Annotated in this window: 19 protein-coding genes, 2 pseudogenes and 1 riboswitch; of the genes and pseudogenes, 12 read left to right on the forward strand and 9 right to left on the reverse strand. The window is 72.5% G+C overall.

What is annotated here, in order from left to right:
- Nucleotides 1-131: 131 nt before the first annotated feature.
- From QQM67_RS18125 to QQM67_RS18135, 3 genes are all read left to right on the forward strand, one after another.
- A complete protein-coding gene (locus tag QQM67_RS18125) occupies nucleotides 132-1,193 on the forward strand; it encodes a MurR/RpiR family transcriptional regulator (RefSeq protein ID WP_314174939.1) in 1,062 nt (353 codons plus the stop codon).
- A 280-nt stretch (nucleotides 1,194-1,473) separates the two neighbouring features.
- A complete protein-coding gene (murQ, locus tag QQM67_RS18130; RefSeq protein ID WP_314174940.1) occupies nucleotides 1,474-2,430 on the forward strand; it encodes an N-acetylmuramic acid 6-phosphate etherase in 957 nt (318 codons plus the stop codon).
- Between the two features lie 99 nt (nucleotides 2,431-2,529).
- Nucleotides 2,530-4,284, forward strand: coding sequence for a PTS transporter subunit EIIC (locus QQM67_RS18135; RefSeq protein WP_314174941.1), 1,755 nt, complete (start codon nucleotides 2,530-2,532; stop codon nucleotides 4,282-4,284).
- Nucleotides 4,285-4,400: 116 nt separating this feature from the next.
- On the opposite strand, the pseudogene QQM67_RS18140 reads toward QQM67_RS18135, so the two are convergent.
- Nucleotides 4,401-5,015, reverse strand: a pseudogene (locus QQM67_RS18140) (TetR/AcrR family transcriptional regulator); the annotation flags it as partial.
- Between the two features lie 193 nt (nucleotides 5,016-5,208).
- Between QQM67_RS18140 and QQM67_RS18145 the strand changes: the two are divergent.
- From QQM67_RS18145 to secD, 6 genes and pseudogenes are all read left to right on the forward strand, one after another.
- Nucleotides 5,209-7,050: an ABC-F family ATP-binding cassette domain-containing protein gene (locus QQM67_RS18145; protein ID WP_314174942.1), complete on the forward strand. Its 1,842-nt coding sequence runs from the start codon at nucleotides 5,209-5,211 to the stop codon at nucleotides 7,048-7,050.
- Nucleotides 7,047-7,967 (forward strand): Vgb family protein, encoded by a 921-nt coding sequence (locus QQM67_RS18150; protein ID WP_399067031.1) that lies wholly within the window; start codon nucleotides 7,047-7,049, stop codon nucleotides 7,965-7,967. The genes QQM67_RS18145 and QQM67_RS18150 overlap by 4 nt, the downstream gene beginning before the upstream one ends.
- 55 nt (nucleotides 7,968-8,022) lie before the next feature.
- Nucleotides 8,023-8,247 (forward strand): annotated as a pseudogene (locus tag QQM67_RS18155) (Uma2 family endonuclease); the annotation flags it as partial.
- A gap of 111 nt (nucleotides 8,248-8,358) precedes the next feature.
- Entirely contained in the window at nucleotides 8,359-9,627 is a 1,269-nt protein-coding gene (locus QQM67_RS18160) for an MFS transporter (RefSeq protein ID WP_314174943.1), read from the forward strand.
- 152 nt (nucleotides 9,628-9,779) lie between these two features.
- Nucleotides 9,780-10,208 (forward strand): hypothetical protein, encoded by a 429-nt coding sequence (locus QQM67_RS18165; RefSeq protein ID WP_314174944.1) that lies wholly within the window; start codon nucleotides 9,780-9,782, stop codon nucleotides 10,206-10,208.
- Between the two features lie 231 nt (nucleotides 10,209-10,439).
- Nucleotides 10,440-12,839, forward strand: a complete 2,400-nt coding sequence (secD, locus tag QQM67_RS18170) for a protein translocase subunit SecD (RefSeq protein ID WP_314174945.1) — start codon at nucleotides 10,440-10,442, stop codon at nucleotides 12,837-12,839.
- A gap of 107 nt (nucleotides 12,840-12,946) precedes the next feature.
- Here secD and groL read toward each other — a convergent pair whose 3' ends face one another.
- The 4 genes from groL to thrC form a co-directional block, all read right to left on the reverse strand.
- Nucleotides 12,947-14,575 carry a chaperonin GroEL gene (gene groL, locus QQM67_RS18175; RefSeq protein WP_314174946.1) on the reverse strand — a complete coding sequence of 543 codons (1,629 nt, stop codon included), beginning with the start codon at nucleotides 14,573-14,575 and terminating at the stop codon, nucleotides 12,947-12,949.
- A gap of 430 nt (nucleotides 14,576-15,005) precedes the next feature.
- Nucleotides 15,006-15,209: a cold-shock protein gene (locus QQM67_RS18180; RefSeq protein WP_028429801.1), complete on the reverse strand. Its 204-nt coding sequence runs from the start codon at nucleotides 15,207-15,209 to the stop codon at nucleotides 15,006-15,008.
- 490 nt (nucleotides 15,210-15,699) lie between these two features.
- Nucleotides 15,700-15,978 (reverse strand): MoaD/ThiS family protein, encoded by a 279-nt coding sequence (locus tag QQM67_RS18185; RefSeq protein ID WP_070013032.1) that lies wholly within the window; start codon nucleotides 15,976-15,978, stop codon nucleotides 15,700-15,702.
- Nucleotides 15,975-17,288, reverse strand: a complete 1,314-nt coding sequence (gene thrC / locus QQM67_RS18190; RefSeq protein ID WP_314174947.1) for a threonine synthase — start codon at nucleotides 17,286-17,288, stop codon at nucleotides 15,975-15,977. Before thrC ends, QQM67_RS18185 begins: the two co-directional genes overlap by 4 nt.
- 19 nt (nucleotides 17,289-17,307) lie before the next feature.
- Nucleotides 17,308-17,460: riboswitch (SAM riboswitch) on the reverse strand.
- Between the two features lie 144 nt (nucleotides 17,461-17,604).
- Here thrC and QQM67_RS18195 point away from each other — a divergent pair.
- The 3 genes from QQM67_RS18195 to QQM67_RS18205 all read left to right on the forward strand — a co-directional run bounded on the left by QQM67_RS18195 (nucleotide 17,605) and on the right by QQM67_RS18205 (nucleotide 21,163).
- Nucleotides 17,605-18,591: a glucosyl-3-phosphoglycerate synthase gene (locus QQM67_RS18195; RefSeq protein WP_314174948.1), complete on the forward strand. Its 987-nt coding sequence runs from the start codon at nucleotides 17,605-17,607 to the stop codon at nucleotides 18,589-18,591.
- A gap of 264 nt (nucleotides 18,592-18,855) precedes the next feature.
- Nucleotides 18,856-20,397, forward strand: a complete 1,542-nt coding sequence (locus QQM67_RS18200) for an alpha,alpha-trehalose-phosphate synthase (UDP-forming) (RefSeq protein ID WP_314174949.1) — start codon at nucleotides 18,856-18,858, stop codon at nucleotides 20,395-20,397.
- 421 nt (nucleotides 20,398-20,818) lie between these two features.
- The gene (locus QQM67_RS18205) at nucleotides 20,819-21,163 is read left to right on the forward strand and encodes a VOC family protein (protein WP_314174950.1); all 345 of its coding nucleotides are present in this window, start codon (nucleotides 20,819-20,821) and stop codon (nucleotides 21,161-21,163) included.
- Nucleotides 21,164-21,185: 22 nt separating this feature from the next.
- Here the strand turns inward: QQM67_RS18205 and otsB are convergent, their stop codons facing one another.
- The 4 genes from otsB to QQM67_RS18225 form a co-directional block, all read right to left on the reverse strand.
- Nucleotides 21,186-22,052 carry a trehalose-phosphatase gene (gene otsB, locus QQM67_RS18210; protein ID WP_314174951.1) on the reverse strand — a complete coding sequence of 289 codons (867 nt, stop codon included), beginning with the start codon at nucleotides 22,050-22,052 and terminating at the stop codon, nucleotides 21,186-21,188.
- A 9-nt stretch (nucleotides 22,053-22,061) separates the two neighbouring features.
- Nucleotides 22,062-22,802, reverse strand: coding sequence for a Type 1 glutamine amidotransferase-like domain-containing protein (locus QQM67_RS18215; RefSeq protein WP_314174952.1), 741 nt, complete (start codon nucleotides 22,800-22,802; stop codon nucleotides 22,062-22,064).
- 50 nt (nucleotides 22,803-22,852) lie between these two features.
- On the reverse strand, nucleotides 22,853-23,149 hold the full coding sequence (locus QQM67_RS18220; protein WP_314174953.1) for a DUF3263 domain-containing protein: 297 nt from the start codon (nucleotides 23,147-23,149) through the stop codon (nucleotides 22,853-22,855).
- A 77-nt stretch (nucleotides 23,150-23,226) separates the two neighbouring features.
- A complete protein-coding gene (locus QQM67_RS18225; protein WP_314174954.1) occupies nucleotides 23,227-24,516 on the reverse strand; it encodes an ABC transporter substrate-binding protein in 1,290 nt (429 codons plus the stop codon).
- Nucleotides 24,517-24,656: the final 140 nt, after the last annotated feature.

Consider the following 24,656-nt stretch of genomic DNA (forward strand, 5'->3'; position numbering starts at 1 on the left):
GGTCTCGGCCACATTCGGGGGCGCGGGCCGGTGCCGCGGATACGGCGGGTACGACGGCCGCGCCCCGTCCCGGCAACCACGACGGGCACGTGCCTCTTGACGTGAACGCGGCGGGAAAATACCTTCCACCGATGACGACGTACCTGAAGGAAAGTTTCGCCAGAAGCGGCAGGCCGCACGGCAGACCCGGCGGCGGCAGCCCCACCGGAAGCACACCGCACGGAGGCTCCCCCCACGCCGCCGGCCCCCGCGGCGCCGCGGCCCAGCCCGCGGCTCAACCCGCCGCCCGACCCGCACCCACCGGCAGGCCCGCACCGCCCGGACCGGGCGCTCTCGCCGCCAAAGTACGCACCATGGCCCCGTCCATGACGCGCTCCATGCAGCGCGTGGCCGAGGCCGTCGCGGGAGATCCCGCGGGGTGCGCACAGCTCACCGTCACCGGCCTCGCCGAACGCACCGGCACGAGCGAGGCCACCGTCGTACGGACCTCCCGGCTGCTCGGCTTCCCCGGCTACCGCGATCTGCGCCTCGCGCTCGCGGGCCTCGCCGCACAGCAGGAGTCCGGCGCCGCCCCGTCCGTCACCGCCGACATCGCGGTGGACGACCCGATCGCCGACGTCGTCGCCAAGCTCGCGCACGACGAACGGCAGACCCTCGCGGACACCGCCGCCGGGCTGGACATGGTGCAGCTCGAAGCAGCCGTCACCGCCCTCGTCGGAGCGCGCCGCGTCGACGTGTACGGGGTGGGGGCCTCCGGCCTCGTCAGCAAGGACCTCGCGCAGAAGCTGCTGCGCATCGGCCATGTCGCGCACGCGGAGGCCGATCCGCACCTGGCCGTCACGACCGCCGTCCAACTGGGCGCCGGTGACGTGGCGATAGCCATCACCCACTCGGGGCGCACGGTCGACGTCATCGAGCCGCTCCGCGCGGCCTTCGACCGCGGTGCGACGACGATCGCCATCACAGGGCGTTCGGACGGGGAGATCGCGCAGTACGCCGACCACGTACTGACCACGTCGACGGCGCGCGAGAGCGAGCTGCGGCCGGCCGCGATGTCGAGCCGTACGAGTCAACTGCTCGTCGTTGACTGTTTGTTCATCGGAGTGGCGCAACGTACGTACGAGAGCGCCGCGCCCGCCCTCTCCGCCTCGTACGAGGCGCTCGCGCACCGGCACTCGCCGCGCCCGCGCTGACGGCACCCGGCTGACAGCACGAGCCCAGTCCCGGAACCCGGCCCGGGCTGGTCGCGATGCCGGCCGGACGCCGACGTGCACGTTCGAACCGGGCGGTGCCTCACCGGCGCCACCCGCGACAGCGGAACCGGACGGCCCAACTCGCGTGAGGCGTCCGTGTCCGAACCGCTTCCGTGTCCGTTATCTGCATCCGAGTCCGTATCCGAATCCGAATCCGCAACGCGTCCGCGCGAGTCGGCAAGTACGCGTCCGCGCGAGCCAGAAAGAGCCGCACCTCCCCATGACCTCCACCGCCGACACTCCCCCCTCCTACAGCCGGCTGCGCGCACAGCTGGAGACGCTGACCACGGAGGCGTTCCGAAGCGATCTGTCCGAAATCGATCAGCTGCCCACCCTGGAGATCGCCCGGATCATGCAGGGCGAGGACGCCACCGTGCCCGGCGCCGTCGGCGAGCAGCTGCCGCAGATCGCTGCCGCCATCGACGCCACCGCCGAGCGGATGGCGCGCGGCGGCCGCCTCATCTACGCGGGCGCCGGCACCGCCGGCCGCATGGGCGTGCTGGACGCCAGCGAGTGCCCGCCCACCTTCAACACCGATCCGTCGGACGTGCTCGGCTTGATCGCCGGCGGTCCCGGCGCGATGAGCACGTCCGTCGAGGGTGCCGAGGACAGCAAGGAGCTGGCCGCCGAGGACCTCGACGCCCTCCAGCTGAACTCCGACGACACGGTGGTGGGGATCTCCGCGTCGGGACGCACCCCGTACGCGGTCGGCGCCGTCGAGTACGCGCGCGGCACGCACGGCGCGCTCACCGTCGGCTTCTCCTGCAACGCGAACTCGCCGCTGGGGGACGCGGCGGACATGCGGATCGAGGTCGTCGTGGGGCCGGAGCTGCTCACCGGCTCGACCCGTCTGAAGGCCGGCACGGCGCAGAAGCTCGTCCTGAACATGCTCTCGACGATCACGATGATCCGTCTCGGCAAGACCTACGGGAACCTGATGGTCGACCTGCGCGCCTCGAACGAGAAGCTGCGCGCGCGTTCCCGGCGGATCGTCGCCCTGGCGACGGGTGCCGCCGACGAGACGATCGAGGCGGCTCTCACCCAAGCGGACGATGAGGTCAAGAACGCGATTCTGATCATTCTCGCGGGCGTGGACGGCCGTACGGCGGCCCGGTTGCTCGACGACGCCGACGGACATCTGCGGGCGGCGCTCCGCACGGCGACCGGCGAGGCCTGACAGTGGATGCCAAGCGGCTGGCCGCCGCCGGCTGCGGCTAGCTCGCTCGACCGCACCACGTACCGGGCCCCGCCCGGACCGCCAGAGAGCGACCGCGCCATGAGCACAGACCAGAACCGCCAGATCGCCGAGGCACTGCTCCCCCTCGTGGGGGGCGCGCAGAACGTCGTCTCCGTCACCCACTGCATGACCCGGATGCGGCTCGCCCTGGCCGACCGGTCACTGGTCCAGGACGCCGCGCTGCGGGCGCTCCCGGATGTGGTGGGCGTCGTCGAGGACGACGACACGTACCAGATCGTGCTCGGCCCGGGGAAGGTCGCCCGGGTCACCACCGAACTCCAGGCCATCGCCCGGCAGGACGCGGCTGCCGGGGCAGGGAGCGGGGCAGGGGCCCCGTCGCCCGCCGCAGCGGACGGGGCGGGGGGCGGACCGTCGCCCGTCACCGCCGACGAGCTCGCGGAGCGCGGCGCCGCCATCCGTGCCGCGCGCGGGCGGAAGAACGCCACACCCGTGAAGCGGATGCTGCGCCGCGTGGCCAACATCTTCGTCCCGCTCATCCCCGCGCTGATCGGCTGCGGCATCGTCGCCGGCATCAACGGCGTCCTGACGAACCTCGTCAGCAGCGGCAGCGCCCAGTGGGCCACCGGCATCGTGCCCGCGCTGACGGCGATCTCCACCGGCTTCATGTCGCTCATCGCCGTCTTCGTCGGCATCAACACGGCCGCGGAGTTCGGCGGTACGCCGGTTCTCGGCGGCGCTGCGGCGGCCGTGATCGTCTTCGCGGGCGTCTCGAAGGTCTCCGTGTTCGGCGCGAAGCTCGCGCCCGGCCAGGGCGGGGTGCTGGGCGCCCTCCTCGCGGCCTTGGTCGCGGTGTACGTCGAGAAGTGGTGCAGGCGCCGCGTGCCGGAGGCCGTCGACGTGCTGGTGACGCCGACCGTCACGGTGCTCGTCGCGGGCATGGTCACGCTCTTCGGGCTGATGTACGTCTGCGGGCTGGTCTCCACCGGCATCGGCCACTTCGCCAACTGGCTGCTCCTGCACGGCGGAGGCGTCGCCGGCTTCGTGCTCGGCGGGCTCTTCCTCCCGCTGGTGATGCTCGGCCTCCACCAGGCGCTCATCCCGATCCACACGACGCTGATCGAGCAGGACGGCTTCACCGTGCTGCTTCCCGTCCTCGCCATGGCGGGCGCGGGTCAGGTCGGTGCGGCGCTCGCCGTCTACGTCAGGCTGCGCCGCAACACCTCGATCCGTAAGACCATCAAGTCCGCGCTTCCGGCCGGGGTGATGGGCGTCGGCGAGCCGCTGATCTACGGGGTCTCGCTGCCGCTCGGGCGGCCGTTCATCACCGCCTGCGTGGGCGGTGCGGTCGGCGGCGGCACCGTCGGGCTCTTCCACCAGCTCGGCACGTCGGTGGGCTCCACCGCGATCGGCCCGTCCGGCTGGGCCCTCTTCCCGCTGCTCAAGGGGAACCAGGGGCTGGGCGCCATCGCCGCCGTGTACGCGCTGGGTATGGGGGCGGGATATCTGGCGGGCTTCCTCGCGACGTACTTCTTCGGCTTCAGCAAGCAGATGCTGACGGAGCTCAACGCCGAGCCCTCGGACCAGCGTCCGGAGCGCCAGGCCCTGGGCGACCGCCAGGCTCAGGGCGCGGGGTCCGCCGCGCGGGGCAGCACGCTCGTCGCCTCGGGCGGCCCCGTGCGCACGCGTTCGCAGGCCGCCGGGCAGGACTCTCGCCGTACACGGGGTGAGGACGACGACGGCGACGGCGCCACGGGGGAGGGCGACAGCGGCACCGGCCCCGGTGACAGCGGCGGCAGCGACGGCGGAGAGCCGAAGCAGCCGGTCGGCGTCTGAGCCGGGGCGGATGACGCGGGGGTCGGCGCGGGAGTCGGCGCGGGAGTCGGCGCGACGGTTGACCGCCGCCAGCCGAACACCCCTGCGCGGGCGGCGGCGAGGGCGGCGTCCGCGGCCCTCGCCGACGCCCGGGCGTCCACCGGCTCCCCCGAGATGAACAGCCGGTAGTAGAGGGGCGCGACCGCCGCCCGCACGACCTCCTCCGCGTCCGTGCCCTCGGGCAATTCCCCGCGCTCGACCGCCCGTACGACGACGGCTGCCGCCTGGCGATGGCGCCCCGCCAGGAAGCCGTGCAGGGCGCGGGCCGTGACCGGGTCGTGCACCGCCGCGGAGACGAGGGCGCGGGAGACGGCCCCGGCATGCGGATCGGCGAAGTGCGTGACCACGAGAGAGGTGAGTTCGCGCAGGTCGCCTCGGACATCGCCGGTGTCGGGGACGGGCCACGGCTCGTCCGAGGCCAGATCCAGCGCATCGGCCGCGAGCCCGGCGGCGTTCCTCCAGCGTCGGTAGACGGTGGCCCTGTGGACGCCCGCGCGCGCGGCCACGCCCTCCACGGTCAGGCCGCCGTAGCCGGCGTCGGCGATCTCGGCGAGCGTCGCCTCCCGTACGGCCTCGCGAGTACGGGCCGTACGACCGCCGGGACGCGCGCGCCCGGGCACGGGCCCGTTCCCGTGGCCGTGCCCGTGGATGACCAGTTCTCCGGACTCTCCGGAGCTCGCGTCCGCCGTCATGAGAGCCCCCCGGAAATTCCGTTGCACCGTCAGATCCCCTGTGTCACGCTCCGACCTTAACGCAACACTGTCGCATTTACGCTCGTCCCCTGAAGGAGCGCGGCAGCCATGGACCGAACCCAGGCACGGGTGCCGCACACCGCCCCGACGCACTCGCCCCGTCCACCGCGCCGCGCCCCGGAGGTCCACCGCCTTGTCCGCCCAGCTCACGCTCAAGGACGTCACGAAGTCCTATGCCGGACGCCTCGTTCTCGACGGGATCTCCCTCACGGTCCGGCCCGGTGAACACGTGGCCGTCGTCGGAGACAACGGCTCCGGCAAGTCCACGCTGCTGCGCCTGATCGCCGGTCAGGAGCCGCCGGACGACGGCACGGTGACGGTGGCCGTACCCGCCGGCGCATACGGCGGCGGGTACGGAGGCGGGCGCGGCGGCATCGGCTTCCTCACCCAGACACCTCTTCCGCCCGGCCCGCGCACCGTCCGCCAGGTCCTCGACGACGCGCTCGCCGGGCTTCGCGCGATGGAACGGCGCATGCGCGAGCTGGAGTCCGACCTCACCGAGGAGCGGCTGGCCGAGTACGGCGACCTGCTCACCGCGTACGAGACGCGAGGCGGGTACGAGGCCGCCTCCCGTACGGACAGGGCGCTGCAAACCCTCGGCCTGGGCGCGACCGACCGCGGCAGACGGCTCGCGACCCTCTCCGGCGGCGAGCGCGCACGGCTGGGCCTGGCCTGCCTGCTGGCCTCCGCGCCGCAGCTCATGCTGCTGGACGAACCGGCCAACCACCTCAACGAGCAGGCCCTGACCTGGCTGGAGGAGCAACTGCGCGCCCACCGCGGCACCGTGGTGACCGTCTCGCACGACCGGATGTTCCTCGACCGAGTCGCCGGCACGATCGTGGAGGTCGAGGACGGCCGCGTCACCCGGTACGGGGGCGGCTACCGCGCCTATCTCAGGGAGCAGGCCGCGGCACGGCGGCGCCGGGAGCAGGCGTACGAAAACTGGCTGAGCGCCGTACGGGACGCGGAGCGCGGCGCCGCGACCACCGCGCGCCGCGTCGCCCACGGGCGCGGGATGAGCGACGGCAACAAGATGGCGTACGACCGCGCGGGCGGCCGAGTGCAGAGCTCGGTGGCCAGCCGCGTGCGCCACGCACAGGAGCGGCTGCGCCGGCTCCACCGGGACGCGGTGGCCAGACCGCCCGAACTCCTCAGCTTCAACGGGGACTTCGGGAGGGGAGAGGGAGGAACGGGACGCGGGGCGGGGCCGGAGACGGGCGCCGACACCCGCGGCGGCACAGGCTCCGGGTCCGGCTCCGGCTCCGGCGCGCGGCCGACGGTGGCGGTGTCCCTGCTCGGCGTGCGGGTCGGCGACCGCCTCCACGTACCGGAACTGCACATCTCGCACGGTCAGCGGCTGCTCGTCCACGGCCCGAACGGCGCGGGCAAGTCGACCCTCCTCCATGTGCTGGCCGGTGAACTGCGGCCCGACAGCGGCACGGTGAGCCGCCGCGCTCGCGTCGGCCTGCTGCGCCAGGACCCCGCCGGGGCCGGCGACCGGGCCGACGACGGGGCCGACGACGGGAGGCCGAGCCGGGAGCCCCAAGTCCGGTCCCTCCTGGCGGCGTTCGCGGCGGGCCGCCCCGGCACCGCCGACGAGCACCGCGAACGGCTGCTGTCGCTCGGGCTGTTCAGGCCAGAGTGGCTCGAAGTGCCCGTCGGGCGGCTCTCCGTGGGGCAGCGGCAGCGGCTCGCCCTCGCCAGGCTGCTCACCGTCGAGACGGACCTGCTGCTCCTCGACGAGCCGACGAACCACCTGTCCCCCGGTCTCGTCGAGGAGTTGGAGCAGGCGCTCGGTTCGTACGGCGGGGCACTCGTCGTCGTCTCCCACGACCGCACGCTCGCACGCCGCTTCACCGGCACCCGACTGGGCATGCGGGACGGCCGGCTGGCACCGGACCCGGAGCGTGGCCCGGCGGCGGAACCGGGACCGGACACATCGCAGGCGCTCGGAGAACGGGGTGAACAGGCGTGACGGAGACGCTCGTCGTCGAGGAGATCGAGATCCCGCCGGAGGGCGGCGGCCCCGGTTCGGGCCCGTACGGGATCACCACCGGCCCGGACGGCGCCCTGTGGTTCACGCTCGTCCACGCGGGAGTCATCGGCCGACTGGAGCTGCCCGCACGGAAGTTCAGCTTCCACCCGCTGGGCGCCCCGGACAGCGGCCCGACCGTCATTACTCCCGGGTCGGACGGCGGCCTGTGGTTCTGCCGCACACACGACCACCGCATCGGCCGCATCGGCACCGACGGACGTACGCGCCAATTCGCCCTGCCCGGGCGGGAGTCGGGCCCGTACGGCATCACGGCCGGGCCGGACGGCGCCCTGTGGTTCACGGAGACCGCGGCGAACCGGATCGGCCGCATCACCGTCACCGGCGAGGTGACAGGCTTCCCGCTTCCGACGGAGGGCGCCTTCCCGTCGGCCGTCACGGCCGGTACGGACGGCGCGCTGTGGTTCACGCTCAACCAGGCCGACGCCGTCGCCCGCATCACCACGGCGGGCGAGATCACGTCGTTCCCGCTGCCGACTGAGGGCGCCGCACCGGTGGGCGTCGCCGCCGACGCACGCAGCGGCGCGGTCTGGTTCGCGGAGATCGGCGCGGGGGCGGTCGGCCGCATGACCGCCTCCGGCGAGATCACCGAATTCCCGCTCCCCGACGCCGCCTCGCGCCCGCACGCGGTCGCCGTGGACGGCGCCGGGGCGTGCTGGGTCACGGAGTGGGGCACGGGCCGCATCGCGCGCCTCACCCCCGACGGCACCCTCACCGAGGCCGCCCTGCCCACCCCGTCCAGCGAACCGCACGGCCTCACCCCCGGCCCGGACGGCGCGATCTGGACGGCCCTGGAGTCGGGCTCCCTGGCCCGCGTCACGGTCTCCGACCAGCAATGACGTCACGCTTCCGCATGAAGCCCGAGGAAACCGTACGAGTACCTGGAGTCGTCGACGACGATGCGACCGCGAGACCAAACACCGCAAGTACGCCGCAGCAAGCATCCGCCACTACTGGCGAGTGGAGAACGACGGCGGCCGCGCCGTCGTCTACACCTTCGAGTTGGAGCCCGCGACCCTGACGTACGCGCCGACCGGCGTACACCACGACCAGTTGAAGGTGACGGTTCCGTTCCAGGTCGACATCGACCTGTCAGAGGTGCAGGCCCCCAACGCCTGACCCTCCCCAATCCGGAGTCACCCCGGCCGCCCCGGCCGCAACCGCCCCTGCCAGAGCGACGATTCCGACCACCGCCGTGACGGCGGCCCCGGCGGAGCGGATCATGGACGCATGAGTGGTGGCACAGGAGACCGTCCGGTGGACGGCACCGGAACCGTGGGCGGCGCGGACGGGCCCGGGACGGGCGGGCGGCGGACGGCTTCGAGCGGCGTGGCGTTCTGGCTCGTGGCCGCCGCCTTCACCGTGACCATGCTGGGGACGACGCTGCCCACCCCGCTGTACGTCATCTACCAGCGCGAACTCGACTTCTCCACCCTCATGGTCACCATCGTCTTCGCGACGTACGCGGCGGGCGTGCTCGCGGCACTGCTGCTCGTCGGCCATGTGTCGGACGAAATCGGCCGCCGCCGGACCCTGTTGCCGGGGCTGGCGCTGTCGATGCTCAGCGCGGCGGTCTTCCTCGGCGCGCACAATCTGGAGCTGCTCTTCGTCGGACGGCTGCTCTCCGGCCTGTCGGCGGGCATCTTCACCGGCACGGCGACCGCCGCCCTCGTGGACCTCGCGGGGGAGAGCAGGACCGGGCGGGGCAGTCTGGTGGCCACGGTGGTCCAGATGGGCGGCCTGGGCAGCGGCCCGCTGCTGGCGGGTGTGCTCGCCGAGCTCGCACCGGCGCCGCTGCGCGTCCCGTACGCGGTCGATCTGGCGCTGCTGCTGCCGGTGGCCGTCGGCGTCTGGTTCATGCCGGAACCCGTCAAGGGCATCGTGCGGCGTCCCGGCATGCGTGTGACGAGGCCGGGCGTGCCGCACGAGATGCGCGGCACCTTCGCGCGCGCCGCCATCGCGGGGTTCGCGGGGTTCGCGGTGCTGGGGCTCTTCACGGCGGTCTCGCCGTCCTTCCTCGGGACGCTGCTGGGGATGGGCAGCTTCGCGCTCGCGGGCGGCGTGATCTTCGCCGTGTTCGCGGCCTCGGCCCTCGGCCAGATCGTGCTCGTGCCACGGTTCGGCAGCGCGTCGCTGCCGCTGGGCTGTGCGGGGCTCGTCCTGGGCATGGCCCTGCTGACGGCCGGATTCGCCGCCCGCTCCTTCGAGTTGCTCGTGGCGGGAGGCGTGGTCGCCGGGCTCGGTCAGGGCATGAGCTTCCGCGCGGGGCTGGCCGCCGTCAACGCCGAGGCGCCCGTCGCCCGCCGGGCCGACGTCGCCTCGACGTACTTCGTCGTGCTCTACGTCGCGCTGTCCCTGCCCGTGATCGGCGTGGGCGTGGCCGCGGACCTCGTCGGGCTGCAAGCGGCGGGCATCGCCTTCAGCGTGCTCGTCGCGGCGCTCGCGGGCTCCGTACTGGCGGCGCTGCTGAGGGCCGGGCGGGCCGCACGCACTCCGTGACGCCCACCCCGGTCCTGCCGTCCTGCCGTCCTCGCCGCTCGTGGCGCGGGGCGCGGGGCGGGGCCGCCGTTGAAGCACCGGCGCTCGTGGGGCAGGCTGTAGGGCGTCCGCGCCTCCCGGCCCGGGACGTCGAGAGAGGTGAGGAGGGCACGGTGGTACGCCTCGTACGCCGCACGGCACCGCCCCTCGTGCCGCCTCCGCCCGCCGCCTCGCCGTCCGCACGACGGCGCCCCTCGCAGGCGCAGCTTGCGGGCATCCTCCTCGCGGTGCTGCTCGCCCTGTTCGGCGGCTCCGCGGTGGCCCCGCACCAGCCGGACCTGCACGGCGGCCCCGTCCAGAGCCAGTCCGCCGCCACGCACCACCAGGACCCTCCGCAGCATCTCCAGGGCGCGATCTCTCATCCGGCGCACGCCGCAACTCAGGCTCCGCTCCCGCTGCTTCCCGCGGTCGAGCAGTACGGCCCGGAGCCCCGGCGCGGCTCCGTACTGCCGGAGCGGCCGCAGCTCTCCGCCGAGCACCTCACTCACAGGTCACCGCGTCACGGGCGCGCTCCCCCGGCCGCACAGGCATCTGAGACCTGACATCCGGCACCCGGCAGCCTGCCCGGCCAGACGGCCGCGCGGGGCGTCAGCCGTGCGAGCCCGAGCAACCGAGCCCCTGAGCAGTTGAGCCCCTGCCTGCCTCGGCGCCTCAGCCCCTGAGCGCCTGAGGCGACCGCGCGGCTCGACTGGCGGTTCAGCACGCGGTTCGGCACGCGGCTCAACAGCCGACGCACGCCGGTGCCTTCGTCCTGCCTGTGTAGGAGGCACACCATGACTCGCGCCACCAAGGTGCGGGCGGTGATCGCGCTTGCCGTAATGGCCCTCGCCGCGGTCCTCGCCATGACCAAGCAACCCCGCCTCGGCATCGATCTGCGAGGCGGAACCCAGATCGTCCTGGAGTCCCGCGACTCCGAAACCACGAAAGCGACGCCGTCCGCGACGGACGACACGATGGAGGTACTTCGCCAGCGCGTGGACGCGCTCGGAGTCTCCGAACCGGGCCTCGTACGGTCCGGCGACAACCGCATCATCGTCGAACTCCCCGGCCTCCAGGATCCGAAGGAGGCCGCCGAGGTCCTCGGCCGCACGGCCCAGCTCACGTTCCATCCGGTGAAGGGCGTCCCGGACCGGGACGAGCGGGACCCCGCAACCGGCAAGAACGGCAAGGAAAGCAAGCACGGTCAGTCCACGAAGAACGGCAAGGACGGCCCGTCCACCGACGAGTCCGGCCGCCCGGTCCGGCTCGGCGGCACCGCCATGACCGGCATCGAGGTGGAGTCGGCGAGAGCCTCCGTCGACCCCCAGCGGGGCTCCGGCTGGTTCGTCGACCTCGGCTTCCGCGACAAGGGCGAGGACCGGTGGGCCGACCTGACGGGCAAGGCCGCCTGCTCCCCGGCCGGCGACCCGCAGCGGCGCGTGGCGATCGTGCTGGACGAGAAGGTCATCTCCTCGCCGCAGGTCGACCCGTCCGTCTCGTGCGGCCACGGGATCACCGGGGGGAACACGCAGATCACCGGGGACTTCACCGAGGGGGAGGCGAAGGAGCTGGCCACTCTGATCGAGGGCGGCGCTCTGCCCGTCCCGGTCGAGGTGATCGAACAGCACACCGTGGGGCCGACCCTGGGCGCCGAGGCGATCAAGGCGAGCACATGGGCGGCCGTGATCGGCGTCCTGCTCACGTCCGGCTTCATCGTCTGCGTCTACCGGCTGCTCGGCGCGCTCACCGCGGTGGGCCTGCTGTGCTACGGGCTGATCGCGTACGCCGCGCTGCTGGCGTTCGGGGCGACGCTCACGCTGCCGGGGCTGGCGGGCTTCGTCCTCGCGATCGGCATGGCCGTCGACGCCAACGTCCTGGTCTTCGAGCGCGCTCGCGAGGAGTACGCGTACGGGCGGGGCAGAAGCCTGCGCACCGCCTCGGCCAAGGGCTTCCGCGGCGCGTTCGGGGCGATCGTCGACTCCAACGTCACGACGCTCCTCGCCGCCCTGCTGCTGTTCACGCTCGCCTCGGGACCCGTGCGCGGCTTCGGCGTCACCCTCTCCATCGGCGTGCTCGCCTCGATGATCAGTGCCCTCGTCGTCACGAGGGTGCTGGTCGACTTCACCGTGAACCGCCGTACGGTGCGGGCGCATCCGCGGATCACGGGCCTGGCAGGGCTCGGGCGCGTACGCACCCGGCTGACGAAGCGCAATCCCGACTGGATGCGGCACGGCAGGACCTGGCTGGCGGTCTCGGCCGCGGCGGTCGTGCTCGCGGTGGGCGGAATCGTCCTGCGCGGGCTGGACTTCGGCGTCGAGTTCAGCGGTGGACGGCTCGTGGAGTACTCGACGAGTCAGGCCGTCGATCCCGAGGCCGCGCGTTCGGCTCTCGCCGACGCGGGTCTGCCGGACGCCGTCGTACAGGGCTCCGGGGGCGGCGACGGCACGTCCGGCGGTCACGAGATCACGGTGCGCTCCGAGCAGCTCACCGACGGGCAGGAGGAGACGGTCCGTTCGACGCTCGCGGACCTCGGCGGCGACACCGGGAAGGTGCGCGACGAGCTGTTCGGGCCGAGCCTCGGCGACGAGCTGCGGCAGCACGCCCTGATCGCGCTGGGAGTCGCACTCGGTGCCCAACTGCTCTATCTGGCCTTCAGGTTCCGCTGGACGTTCGGGGCGTCGGCGGTGCTCTCCCTCGTCCACGACGCGGTGATCCTCATCGGCGCGTTCGCATGGCTGGGGAAGCCGGTGGACGGTGTTTTCCTCGCGGCGCTGCTGACCGTCATCGGCTACTCGGTCAACGACTCCGTCGTCATCTTCGACCGGGTCCGCTCCGAATGGCAGGGGCACGGGAAGGGGCAGGGCCGCGTGCACGGGGAACCGAGGAGTTCCTTCCGGAGCGTGGTCAACAGGGCGGTCGTGCAGACGGTCCCGCGCACCCTCAACACCGGCATGGGCGCGCTGTTCATCATCGCCGCGCTCGCGGTGCTGGGCGGAGACTCGCTCGGCGACTTCGCGCTGGCCCTGCTGATCGGGATCTCGGTGGGCTCGTACTCGTCGCTCTTCGTCGGTGCGCCCCTCGCCGTCGAGTTCGAGGGCCGTACGAGTACGCCGTCCCGCCCGGCCGGCCGCCCGCCGCGGCCCGCACGCGTCAAGACGCGACGCTCACCGCACGACAACGGAGCGCGGGTGTAGGCCGCGTGCGCGGGTGCTGAGGCACGCCGAGGGCGGCACCCCTTCCGGGATGCCGCCCTCGGTCCGTATCCGTGCCGGGAGGCTACGGGCTTCCGACCGACGCGCGGTCAGAAGTCCATGCCACCGCCCATGCCACCGGTCGGGTCGCCCGCACCGGCGGCCGCCTTCTCCGGCTTGTCGGCGATGACGGCCTCCGTCGTCAGGAAGAGCGCCGCGATGGAGGCGGCGTTCTGAAGCGCGGAACGCGTCACCTTCGCCGGGTCGTTGATGCCCTCGGCCAGCATGTCGACGTACTCGCCGGTGGCGGCGTTGAGGCCGTGACCCGCCTTGAGGTTGCGCACCTTCTCCGTCACGACGCCGCCCTCGAGGCCGGCGTTGACCGCGATCTGCTTGAGCGGCGCCTCCAGCGCGAGCTTGACGGCCTGCGCGCCGGTGGCCTCGTCGCCTTCGAGCTCCAGCTTCTCGAAGACGCTGGACGCCTGGATGAGGGCCACGCCACCGCCGGCGACGATGCCCTCCTCGACGGCCGCCTTGGCGTTGCGCACCGCGTCCTCGATGCGGTGCTTGCGCTCCTTGAGCTCGACCTCGGTGGCGGCACCGGCCTTGATGACGGCGACGCCGCCGGCCAGCTTCGCCAGACGCTCCTGGAGCTTCTCGCGGTCGTAGTCCGAGTCGGAGTTGTCGATCTCGGCGCGGATCTGCGCGACGCGGCCGGCGACCTGGTCGCTCTCGCCCGCACCGTCGACGATCGTCGTCTCGTCCTTGGTGATGACGACCTTGCGTGCGCGGCCCAGCAGTTCCAGACCGGCGTTCTCCAGCTTGAGGCCGACCTCCTCGGAGATGACGGTGCCGCCGGTGAGGATGGCGATGTCACCGAGCATGGCCTTGCGCCGGTCGCCGAAGCCCGGCGCCTTGACGGCGACGGACTTGAAGGTGCCGCGGATCTTGTTCACGACGAGCGTGGAGAGCGCTTCGCCCTCGACGTCCTCGGCGATGATCAGCAGCGGCTTGCCCGACTGCATGACCTTCTCCAGCAGCGGAAGGAGGTCCTTCACGTTGCTGACCTTGGAGTTGACGATGAGGATGTACGGGTCCTCGAGCTCCGCCTCCATGCGCTCCATGTCGGTGGCGAAGTACGCGGAGATGTAGCCCTTGTCGAAGCGCATGCCCTCGGTGAGCTCCAGCTCGAGCCCGAAGGTCTGCGACTCCTCGACGGTGATGACGCCTTCCTTGCCGACCTTGTCCATCGCCTCGGCGATGAGCTCGCCGATCTGCGGGTCGCCGGCGGAGATGGAGGCCGTGGAGGCGATCTGCTCCTTGGTCTCCACGTCCTTCGCCTGCTCCAGCAGGGCGGCGGAGACGGCCTCGGTCGCCCGCTCGATCCCGCGCTTGAGCGCCATCGGGTTGGCGCCCGCGGCGACGTTGCGCAGGCCCTCCCTGACGAGCGCCTGGGCGAGGACGGTCGCGGTCGTCGTGCCGTCACCGGCGACGTCGTCCGTCTTCTTGGCGACCTCCTTGACGAGCTCGGCGCCGATCTTCTCGTACTCGCCCTCGAGCTCGATCTCCTTGGCGATGGAGACACCGTCGTTGGTGATCGTGGGGGCGCCCCACTTCTTCTCCAGCACGACATTCCGGCCCTTCGGGCCGAGCGTGACCTTGACGGCGTCAGCGAGCTGGTTCATCCCGCGCTCGAGGCCGCGCCGCGCCTCCTCGTCGAACGCGATGATCTTGGCCATGTGAAGTGGTCCCTCCCGGACTGGGGATCCCCCTGAACAACCAGGGGACGGGTATACCGGACCGCGCTGGCGCCCGCGACGGACGGCCCGGAAGCCGCGTGGTTCCTTGCTCCACCCGGCGAACGAGCCTCACCGACCCGGTCCTTGACTGTCACTCTCACTCGTAGAGTGCTAACGCAATGATTAGCACTCGACCCCTGCGAGTGCAAGCGCCCTCAGGACATCACACGGGGCGGGGACGGACGCAAGCAGCGGCACCCGAAGAGGGCGACGGGGGGCTCACGGGGGAGGGGCGTCGACGCCGGGCAGCACAGACAGCACAGACCGGGCAGCACAGAGGGGCCGTACTCCTCTGTGGAGTACGGCCCCTCGTACGGCTGTTGTACGGCTGTTGTACGGCTGGTGCAGTTCTGCGCAGTGCTGCGGGTGCTCAGGCAGTCACACGGACCATGTCCGCCTGCGGCCCCTTCTGACCCTGCGAGATCTCGAACTCGACCCGCTGTCCTTCGTCCAGGGTGCGGTAGCCGTCCATCTGAATCGCGCTGTAGTGGACGAATACGTCCGCACCACCGTCGACCGCGATGAAGCCGTATCCCTTCTCCGCGTTGAACCACTTGACGGTGCCCTGAGCCATCCCTAACTCCCCTATTACTGGCCCTTGCACGAGCCCGCACTTCACGAACCCGGGTCAGACCTCACCTCCGGCGCGGCCCCCCGCAGGCATGCGGGGGCGTACGCCGGAACGCGTCGACCGCGGCTGAATGTATCTGTACGGACGCCCTCTGCAACAGGTCACGAAGACGAGAATTCTGAGCATCGAAACGGGGCCCAAAAGCCCGCAATCCCCGAGGAAGCGGGGCAAGCGAGGCCGGGCATAGCGCACCAACACGACAATTGCCGCCCCGATTCCGGGCACAACTTGTCGCGTTCTCATATGCTCCCGGCACGCGCCGGGTGACTCACTGGGGTGGGATTGTCCGCAACCCTATCGCGTCCCCACACGCGGAACCGCCCCCTCCGATTCTTCACGTTCTCCGGAGGAGGCGGTTCGACCGTAAGCGGACCCGAGCCGCACGCAAGGGGCCTTCACGGACCTCTCACGAGACAGCAGCAGGCCCGAGACCTCAGCAGCCGCCCGCGACCGCGGGAATGATCGAGACGCCCGCGCCGTCCGGGGTCGGGGTCTCCAGACCCTGCTCGAAGCGCACGTCGTCGTCGTTGACGTAGACGTTGACGAAGCGCCGCAGCTTGCCCGAGTCGTCCAGCACGCGCGCACCGATGCCGGTGTGGTTCTTCTCCAGATCGGCCAGCACCTCGGAGAGCGTCGCGCCCTCGGCGCTCACCTCCGCCTGCCCCCCGGTGTAGGTGCGCAGGATGGTCGGGATACGGACGTTCACGCTCATGATGCGAGACCAGCCTCTCGGAAGGAGTCCAGGGTGGGACGGATGACGGCGGTCGGCCCGGTGGTGGGAGCGACCGCGTCCAGGGTCTTCAGGCCGTCGCCCGTGTTGAGGACGACGGTGGTGAGGGTCGGGTCGAGCCTCCCCTCCTCGATCAGCTTCTTCGTGACGCCGACGGTGACCCCGCCCGCCGTCTCGGCGAAGATCCCCTCGGTCCGCGCCAGCAGCTTGATCGCATCGACGATCCGCGGGTCGTCGACATCCTCCACCGCGCCGCCCGTACGGCGCGCGATGTCCAGCACATACGGGCCGTCGGCCGGATTGCCGATGGCCAGCGACTTGGCGATGGTGTCCGGGCGGACGGGACGTACGACGTCGTGCCCGTCCTTGAAGGCGCGGGAGACCGGTGAGCAGCCCTCCGCCTGCGCGCCGAAGATCTTGTACGGCTTCTCCTCGACCAGGCCGAGCGCGATCAGCTCCTTCAGCCCCTTGTCGATCTTCGTGAGCTGCGAGCCGGACGCGATGGGGACCACGAGCTGATCGGGCAGGCGCCAGCCGAGCTGTTCGCAGATCTCGTACGCGAGGGTCTTGGAGCCCTCGGCGTAGTACGGGCGGAGGTTGACGTTGACGAAGCCCCAGCCCTCGCCCGCCGGGTCGCCGATCAGCTCGGAGCAGAACCGGTTCACGTCGTCGTAAGTGCCCTCGATGCCGACGAGTTCGCCCCCGTAGACCGCCGCCATGACGACCTTGCCCTGCTCCAGGTCGTGCGGGATGAACACGCACGAGCGCAGGCCGGCGCGGGCGGCGGCGGCGCCGACCGCGCCCGCGAGGTTGCCCGTCGAGGAGCAGGAGAGCGTGGTGAAGCCGAAGGCCCGGGCGGCCTCGACGGCAATGGCGACGACGCGGTCCTTGAAGGAGTGCGTCGGGTTGCCGGAGTCGTCCTTGATGTGCAGGGAGCCGGTGACGCCGAGCTCGCGCGCGAGCCGGTCCGCCTGGACGAGCTTGGTGAAGCCGGGGTTGATGTTGGGCTTCTCGGCCACGTCGGCCGGGACCGGCAGCAGCGGCGCGTACCGCCAGATGTTGTCCGGGCCGCCTTCGATGCGCCTGCGCAGGGCGTCGGCCCCTGAGGCACCGCCGCCGGGGAACTCGTACGCGATCTCCAGCGGCCCGAAACAGGCCTCACACGCGAAGACCGGGCCGAGCGGGGTGCGCTCGCCGCATTCGCGACAGGAGAGCGCGGCGGCGGGGCCGAGTGTGCCGGCTCCGGCGCCGAGCGGATCGACGGTGGTGCTGGCGGCAGCTTGAACAGCCATGATTCGGCGAGGCCCTTTCTCCTCATCTTCCCCGTGACGTATCTCGCCACGAGACGGAATTGGCACCTTCCCGAGCCGGGAGCCTCGCGCATGTCATGTCGCTGGGTGCGAGACCGGCCGGAGGGTTGCCGGGGCTTCAACGGGCCGTTCCCTCTGCCCCTCTGGATGAGCGGTGTGAAGTTGTCGCGGACGGCCTTCGACGGCCGGGCCGGACCCGGCATGCGATCGCCTTCCACGTTGTTCAAGACTGTAACCGACAGGCCTGCCCGTTGAGACAGGCGTCCGTACCGCGAGATGGATCACAGGGAGTGGCTGCGTGCTGGAGGAAGTCGAGCAGTGGCTGGAGCGCCGGTCCTTCTCGTGCGCCGACCGTCCCCTCAGCCGGCTGCTCGCGGCCAAGCGGGCCACGGGCGCGAGAGTCGCCGTCGTACTGCCCGCGCTGAACGAGGAGCGGACCGTCGGCGGGATCGTCTCGGTGATCCGGCGCGAGCTGATGGAGTCGGCGGCCGGCGCCTCCACCGCGCTCGTGGACGAGCTGGTGGTGCTGGACTCCGGCTCGACCGACGCTACGGCCGCGGTCGCCGCGGGCGCGGGCGCCAAGGTCGTCCACCGCGACGAGGTGCTGCCACGGCTGCCCGCGCTGCCGGGCAAGGGCGAGGTGCTGTGGCGGTCGCTGCTGGCGACGAGCTCCGACATCGTCTGCTTCGTCGACGCCGACCTGGAGGACTTCTCCGCCGACTTCGTCTCGGGCGTCGTCGGCCCGCTGCTCACCGATCCGCAGCTGCGGCTGGTCAAGGCGATGTACGACCGGCCGTTCGGCGACGATCCGGCCGGTGGCGGCCGGGTCACGGAACTCGTCGCGCGGCCGCTGCTCAACCTCCACTGGCCGCGCCTCGCGGGCTTCGTACAGCCGCTCGGCGGCGAGTACGCGGCGCGCCGCACGCTGCTGGAGCAGCTGCCCTTCCCCGTCGGCTACGGCGTCGAACTCGGCCTGCTCATCGACTCGTTGCACACGGCGGGCCTCGACGCGCTCGCCCAGGTCGACGTCGGCGTGCGGCGCCACCGGCACCAGGACGGGCAGGCGCTGGGCCGCATGGCGGCGGCCATCCACCACACCGCGCAGCTCCGCCTGGCGCGGGGCGGACGCCTGGCCCGTCCGGCGCTCGTACGTCCCACGCTCACGCAGTTCGAGCGGGAGGCGTCGGCCCCGGGCGGGTTCGCGCCGCGCAGCCACGCGGTGGACACGGTGGAGCGTCCGCCGATGCGGGAGATCGAGGAGTACGCGGAGCGCCGGGCGGCGTAGATCTTCTGGGCGCGCCTGGGACCGGGCCGGGCGGCGCACGCTCCGTCTCGCCAACTCCCGCCTCGCGCGAGGATCTTGGCGTCCGGGATGTCCGGGGCACCCCGCCCCGCCTCGCGCGGCGCGGGGGACGAGGGCGTGAGGCGGAACGGAGGTCCCCGGTCCCGGAGCACGGGCGTACCGGCCCTGCCGACACCGGCTCCGGCGCGCCGCCGGGCGCGAGGCGCGTCACGTTTGCGTGGATCGGGGCGCGGCTAAGCTCGGGCCATGGTCGTCGAACGCGCTTCCCAGCAGGCCCAGGCGGACGTACTGGTCGCGTCGAACAGGGGTCCCGTCTCCTACTCGGTCTCCGGAGGAGGCTCGCTCTCCGCGAAGCGCGGGGGCGGCGGCCTCGTCTCGGGGCTCTCGGCCATCGCGCACGGGGCCTCCCCGGCGCAGGCAGGGGAGGGCTCCGGCGGTGCCCCGTCCAGCCGTGGCGAAGCGGTCTGGGTGTGCGCGGCCCTCGGCGACGGCGACCGCGAGGCCGTGCGCCGCACGGGCGGGCGGCTGAACAGGGAGGACACCGGCGGCCAGTCCGTACGGATGCTGGACATCCCCGAGGAGGTCTTCGCCGACGCCTACAACGGCATCGCCAACTCCGTGCTCTGGTTCGTCCATCACATGCTCTACCAGACGCCCCTGGAGCCGTCCTTCGACGCGGAGTTCGAGCGGCAGTGGGCGTCGTACGAGCGCTACAACGCGGCCTTCGCGGACGCCCTCGCCGAGGACGCCGCCGAGGGTGCGACCGTGCTTGTGCAGGACTACCACCTGACGCTGGTGCCCGGGATGCTCCGCGAGCGCCGCCCCGATCTGCGCATCGGGCACTTCTCGCACACGCCGTGGGCGCCGCCGGACTACTACCGGATGCTGCCCGACGCCGTCGCGGAGCAGGTCCTCCGCGGAATGCTGGGCGCCGACCGCGCCGCGTTCCTCACCCGCCGCTGGGCGCGGGGCTTCGCGGACTGCTGCGTCGCCGTGCTGGGCGCCGCCGTCGCCGAGGACGAGTCGACGGGCGAGCTGGAGATCGAGCTCGACGGCCGCCGGACGCGCCTCGGCGTCCACGGACTGGGCGCGGACGCGGAGTTCCTCCGGGAGCGGGCCGGGCGTGAGGACGTCGAGGAGCGAATCGCCCTGCTGCGCGAGGAGATCGGCAGCGACGAGGACGGGCGGCCGCGCCGCACGGTCGTACGGGTCGACCGCACCGAGCTCTCCAAGAACATCGTCCGCGGGCTGCACGCGTACGGCCGTCTGCTCGCCGACCGTCCCGAGTGGCGCGGGCGCGTCGTGCACCTCGCCCTCGCCTACCCCTCCCGGCAGGACCTGGCGGTCTACCGCGACTACATGAGCGAGGTCTCGCGCGTCGCCGCCGAGATCAACTCCACATACGGGACGGAGAGTTGGACGCCGGTCGTGCTCTTCCTCAAGGACGACTTCGCGCGCTCGCTCGCGGCGTACCGGCTGGCGGACGTCGCGCTGGTCAATCCGATCCGGGACGGCATGAACCTCGTCGCCAAGGAGATCCCGGTCGTCTCCGACGACGGCTGCGCGCTGGTCCTCTCGCGGGAGGCGGGCGCGTACGCGGAGCTGGGCAGCGACGCGTTCGTGGTCAATCCGTACGACGTCGCGGACACGGCCCGCGCGCTCCACGAGGCGCTGAGCATGGACCACGGCCGGCGCGCGGAGCACACCAAGCACCTGGCGACGGCAGCCACGGCAACCCCTCCGACACGCTGGTTCCTCGACCAACTCCACGCGCTGCGCGCGGAGTAGGCGCGCTGCGCGCCCCGGGGTACGGCTTGTGCGGCGGCGGCTCCGCCTTCCCCGGCTTCGCCGGGCGGGCTCCGCAGCCAACAGCCCGCGGCGCGGGGGGGCCTCGCCAGTTCGGGCAGCCCATCCCGGCGCGACCGGAGCACCGCCGTTGCGCATCCGAGATCCGCGCGACGACAGCCGTCCGTGACTGGCAGGCAGGCTGTCCGCTACCGGGCTGCGGCGGTCCGTCCACCCGCCGCGTCGGACTGCGACGAGGCGAACTCGTCGCGCGGCCGCAACTCAACCTCCACAAGCCGCCCGCGGGCTTCGTGCAGCCGCTCGGCGGCGAGTACGCGGCACACCGCACGCCGCCGGAGCGGCTACCCGCGGCCACGGCCGCCCGGCCGGGCACAGGCCCCGTGCCCGTGTGGTTGTGCTTGCCATGTCGAACGTCATCGGCGTCCTCGCCCGCGTCTTCGTCGACGATCTCGATGCCGCCCTTCCGCTGTACAGGAGCCTGGCCGGCGGGCCCGAGCCCGCTCGATTCCGGTTCGGCGACGTGCGGTTGGCACGCGTCGGGCCGTTCCTTCTGCTCAGCGGCGACACCGCGGCCTACCGGGACCGGGTGGCCACGCTCCTCGTACGTGACCCGGAGCCGGTGACGAGCGACGTCGAGCGGGCCGGCGGGCGGATCCTCGAAGGGCCGTCGCCCGCGCCCAACGGGCGACGGCTCATCGCCCGCCACCCCGACGGCGCGGTCTTCGAGTACATCGAAGGCGCCGCGTGACCGAACCCGCCGCAGCGCCTCGCTAGGGCACGTCGCCCCGCCACTGGGTCACCATGTCGGCGAGGCCGTCCAGCAGCCGGACGAGGCCGGCCGGGCCGTCGACGACGATGTCCGCGCGGCCGGCGATCTCGGGCACGGACTCGCCCGTCTCGCCGCCGCCGCTGCACACCAGAAGTCCGGGCACCCCTTCGCCGCGCAGCTTCTCCACCGCCGCGAAGGCGGCCAGGTCGCCCAGGTCGTCGCCCCCGTACAGCACCGCACCGGCGCCGACTTCGCGAAGGTACTCGGTCAGCGCCGCGCCCTTGTCGACACCGGGTGCGCGCAACTCCAGCACCATGCGCCCCGGTTCGACGACCAGGCCGTGCCGCTCGGCGAGCGCGTGGAGCGGCGCGCGCAGCAGTTCGAAGGCCGCCGCGGGGTCGTCCGTGCGACGGGTGTGTACGGCCAGCGCCCGGCCCTTGTCCTCGGACCAGGTCCCGGGCGGGGCGCCCAAGTCCTCCAGGATTCCAGGCAGTTCGGCCCGTACGGCGGCGACGCCCGGGGGCGGCGGTGCCGAGGTGAGCCGTCCGGTGGCCGCGTCCCAGCGCTCCGCGCCGTACGCGCCCAGCACGGTGAGATGCTCCAGGCCCTCGGCGTTCGCGAGGCCGCCATTGCGCACGGCCGCCTCCGCCGGGCGCCCGGTGACGACCGCGACCGCGCACAGGCGCGGCGCGAGACGGGAGAGCACCGGAACGGCGCCGGGGTGGGCGCGGGCGTCGTCGGGGTCGGCGACGATCGGGGCGATGGTGCCGTCGAAGTCGAGTGCCACGACGGCGCGCTCCGGCTCCGAGACGATCGCGGCGAGCCCTTCCCGGCCCGCGTCGGTACGGGGTGTCGGTACGTCGGCCATGCCGCGACCCTACCGTTCGACGGGCGGCAGCCCGCGCGGCTCGATGCGCTCCTCGACGGCCGTTCCGCCGTCCCGTACGACGGTGTAGGCGGCCTTGCCGGGGATCTCCGTGACGGCCTCTGCCAGCCGGGTCCCGCGGTAGACGAGGCCCACTCCGTCGTCCGTGCAGTGCGTGGTGGGGAGCGTGCCGTCGGCGACGAGCCGGTGCACGAGGGGGCGGCGGCCCGGATCGCTGTCGTAGTGCACGCCGTTTCCGTACGGCAGGAGGCCCAACGCATCTGTGAGCGGCCGGAGTTCGGGACCGAAGGAGTCGGTGACGCCGCCCCGGAACCAGCAGATCGACCCGGCGCTCACGCCGCTGAGCACGACGCCCGCCTCCCATGCGCGGCGCAGGACGCGGTCCAGGCCGTGCACGCGCCAGACGGCCAGGAGGTTGGCGACCGAGCCGCCCATGACCCATACGACGTCCTGGTCGAGGACCGTGCCCTCGACATCCTCGACGTTGGGCATCGGGAAGAGGTTCAGCGGCGTCAGGTCGAACCCGGCCACGCGTGCGGCCTCGGCCATGCGCGCGGCGAAGTGCTCGGCGTCGCCGATCGCCGTGCCGACGTACAGCACCCGGGGACGGCGGCCGTGCGCGCCCGACAGCTCTACGGCGTGGTGCACGAGTGCGTCGAAGAGCACCCTGCTGCGGCTTCCGGTGCGGTGCCCGCCCGAGGTGGCCACGATGGTGGGCTCCGAAGCAGTCATGGCGCCGATCCTAGAACTGCGGGCCGGCCGCCGATCGTCGCCGACTGCGGTCAGCGGCGGGCCCGTTGGGCCTCGCGGCGGCGGCGCAGCCGGTTGACGGTCACCGGGTCGTGGGCGAGGGCCCGCGGATCGTCGAGGAGGGCGTTGAGGAGCTGGTAGTAGCGGGTCGGCGACATGTCCAACTGCTCGCGGATGGCGCGCTCCTTCGCGCCGGGCCCGGACCAGCCGCGCCGCTCGACGGCGAGCACGGACATGTCGCGCTCGGAGAGCCCGGAGAGCCCCGACGGCGGCGCACCCGGTGCGTCCGGCGTCTCCTCCCCGCCCGCATCCCGTTCCTCGTCGCTCATCCGTCCAACCTACCGCCCGGCCCGCTCCGCAGAACCGGAGCGAGACGGGGCCGGGAGAGCCCGGGCCGAGGCGCGGCTCACTGCTCCTGTACCGCCGAGTCCCGTGCCTCCGCGCGGCGTTGGATCGCGGCGAGTACGTTCGCGGGGTCGGCGTGCTCGCCTACCGCCTTGCCGATGTTCCTCTTGATCTCCGCGCTCACCTGCGCCCAGGAGACCTTGCCCACCGGATAGAACTCGGCGCTCGTGAGCTCGTCCTGGAACCGCCGCAGGGGCTTGTGGCCGGCGTGCGTGCGCATCCGCTCGTTCGCGGACGTGGTCACCGGCAGCAGGTCGTAACGGTCGGCGAAGGCGTAGTGGTTCTTCTCGCTGAAGACGAAGTCGAGGAAGCGGCCCACCTCTTCGCGTCTGCCGTTCTCCCTGAACGCCATCACCCAGTCCGCCACGCCGAGGGTGCCGTCCGAAGGGCCGTCGGCGCCCGGCGGAACGGCGGTGCCGTACTTCACGCCCTTGCGCCGCACCTCCTTCAGCAGCGTCGGATGGCCGTTGAGCATGCCGACCTCGCCGCGCGCGAAGGCGTCGAAGAGCTCCCGCCGGTCGGTGCCGCCCGGGTCGCGGTTGGTCAGCTTCCGCCGTACGAGCCTGTTCCGCAGCCAGTCGAACGTCTTGATGTTCGCGGCGGCGTCGATCGTGTAGTTGCCGACCTTGTCCGTGTACGAGCCGCCGCCGCTGAGGATCCACATCAGCGCCTCGGCGGGGGCCTCTTCGGGACCCAGCGGCAGCCCGTACGGGATCTTCACGCCGGCGGCCTTCAACCGCTCGGCGGCGTGGGCCAGTTGGCCCCAGGTCCTCGGCGGTGCGCCCGGGTCGAGCCCGGCCGCGGCGAACAGCGTCTTGTTGTAGAAGAGCAGGCGGGTGCTGGCGACGAAGGGCATTCCGTACTGCACGCGCCGCACTTCGCCGGCCTCCGCGAGCGCGGGCAGGAAGTCGGCCTGCACGGGTATGGAGAGCACCTCGCGTGCGCTGTAGAGCCGGTGCTGTGCGGCGAAGTCGGCGTACGCGCCGATCTGCGCGACGTCCGGCGGGCGGCCCGCGGCGACCATCGCGGCGACCCTCTTGTCGACGTCCTTCCAGCCGTGGATCTCTACGTCGACGGCGATGCCGGGGTGCTTGTCGCGGAAGGCGCGGACGAGGGTGTCCCAGTAGTCCTGCGAGCCGTCGCCGCGGCCCGGATCGCCGTAGTCCGCCGCCACCACCTTGAGGGCCGTGCTCTGCGTTCCCACCCCGGTGCCGCAGCCCGCGGCCGAGAGCGCACCGCCCGCCGCCGCACCCGTCGCCGCCGCCAGACCGAGGAACCTGCGCCTCTCCACGGCATTCACTCCTCAACCCATGAGCACGGCACGTCCGTGCTCCCTCCACCCCCGCATCCGGTCCGTCCGGACGTGTACAGGACAGGAGTGTCCACCGACCACGCTCGAAGGTCTAGGCCATCTGCAACATCACCTTCGCA

It is taken from the genome of Streptomyces winkii, assembly GCF_032248595.1.
Taxonomy (GTDB): domain Bacteria; phylum Actinomycetota; class Actinomycetes; order Streptomycetales; family Streptomycetaceae; genus Streptomyces; species Streptomyces winkii.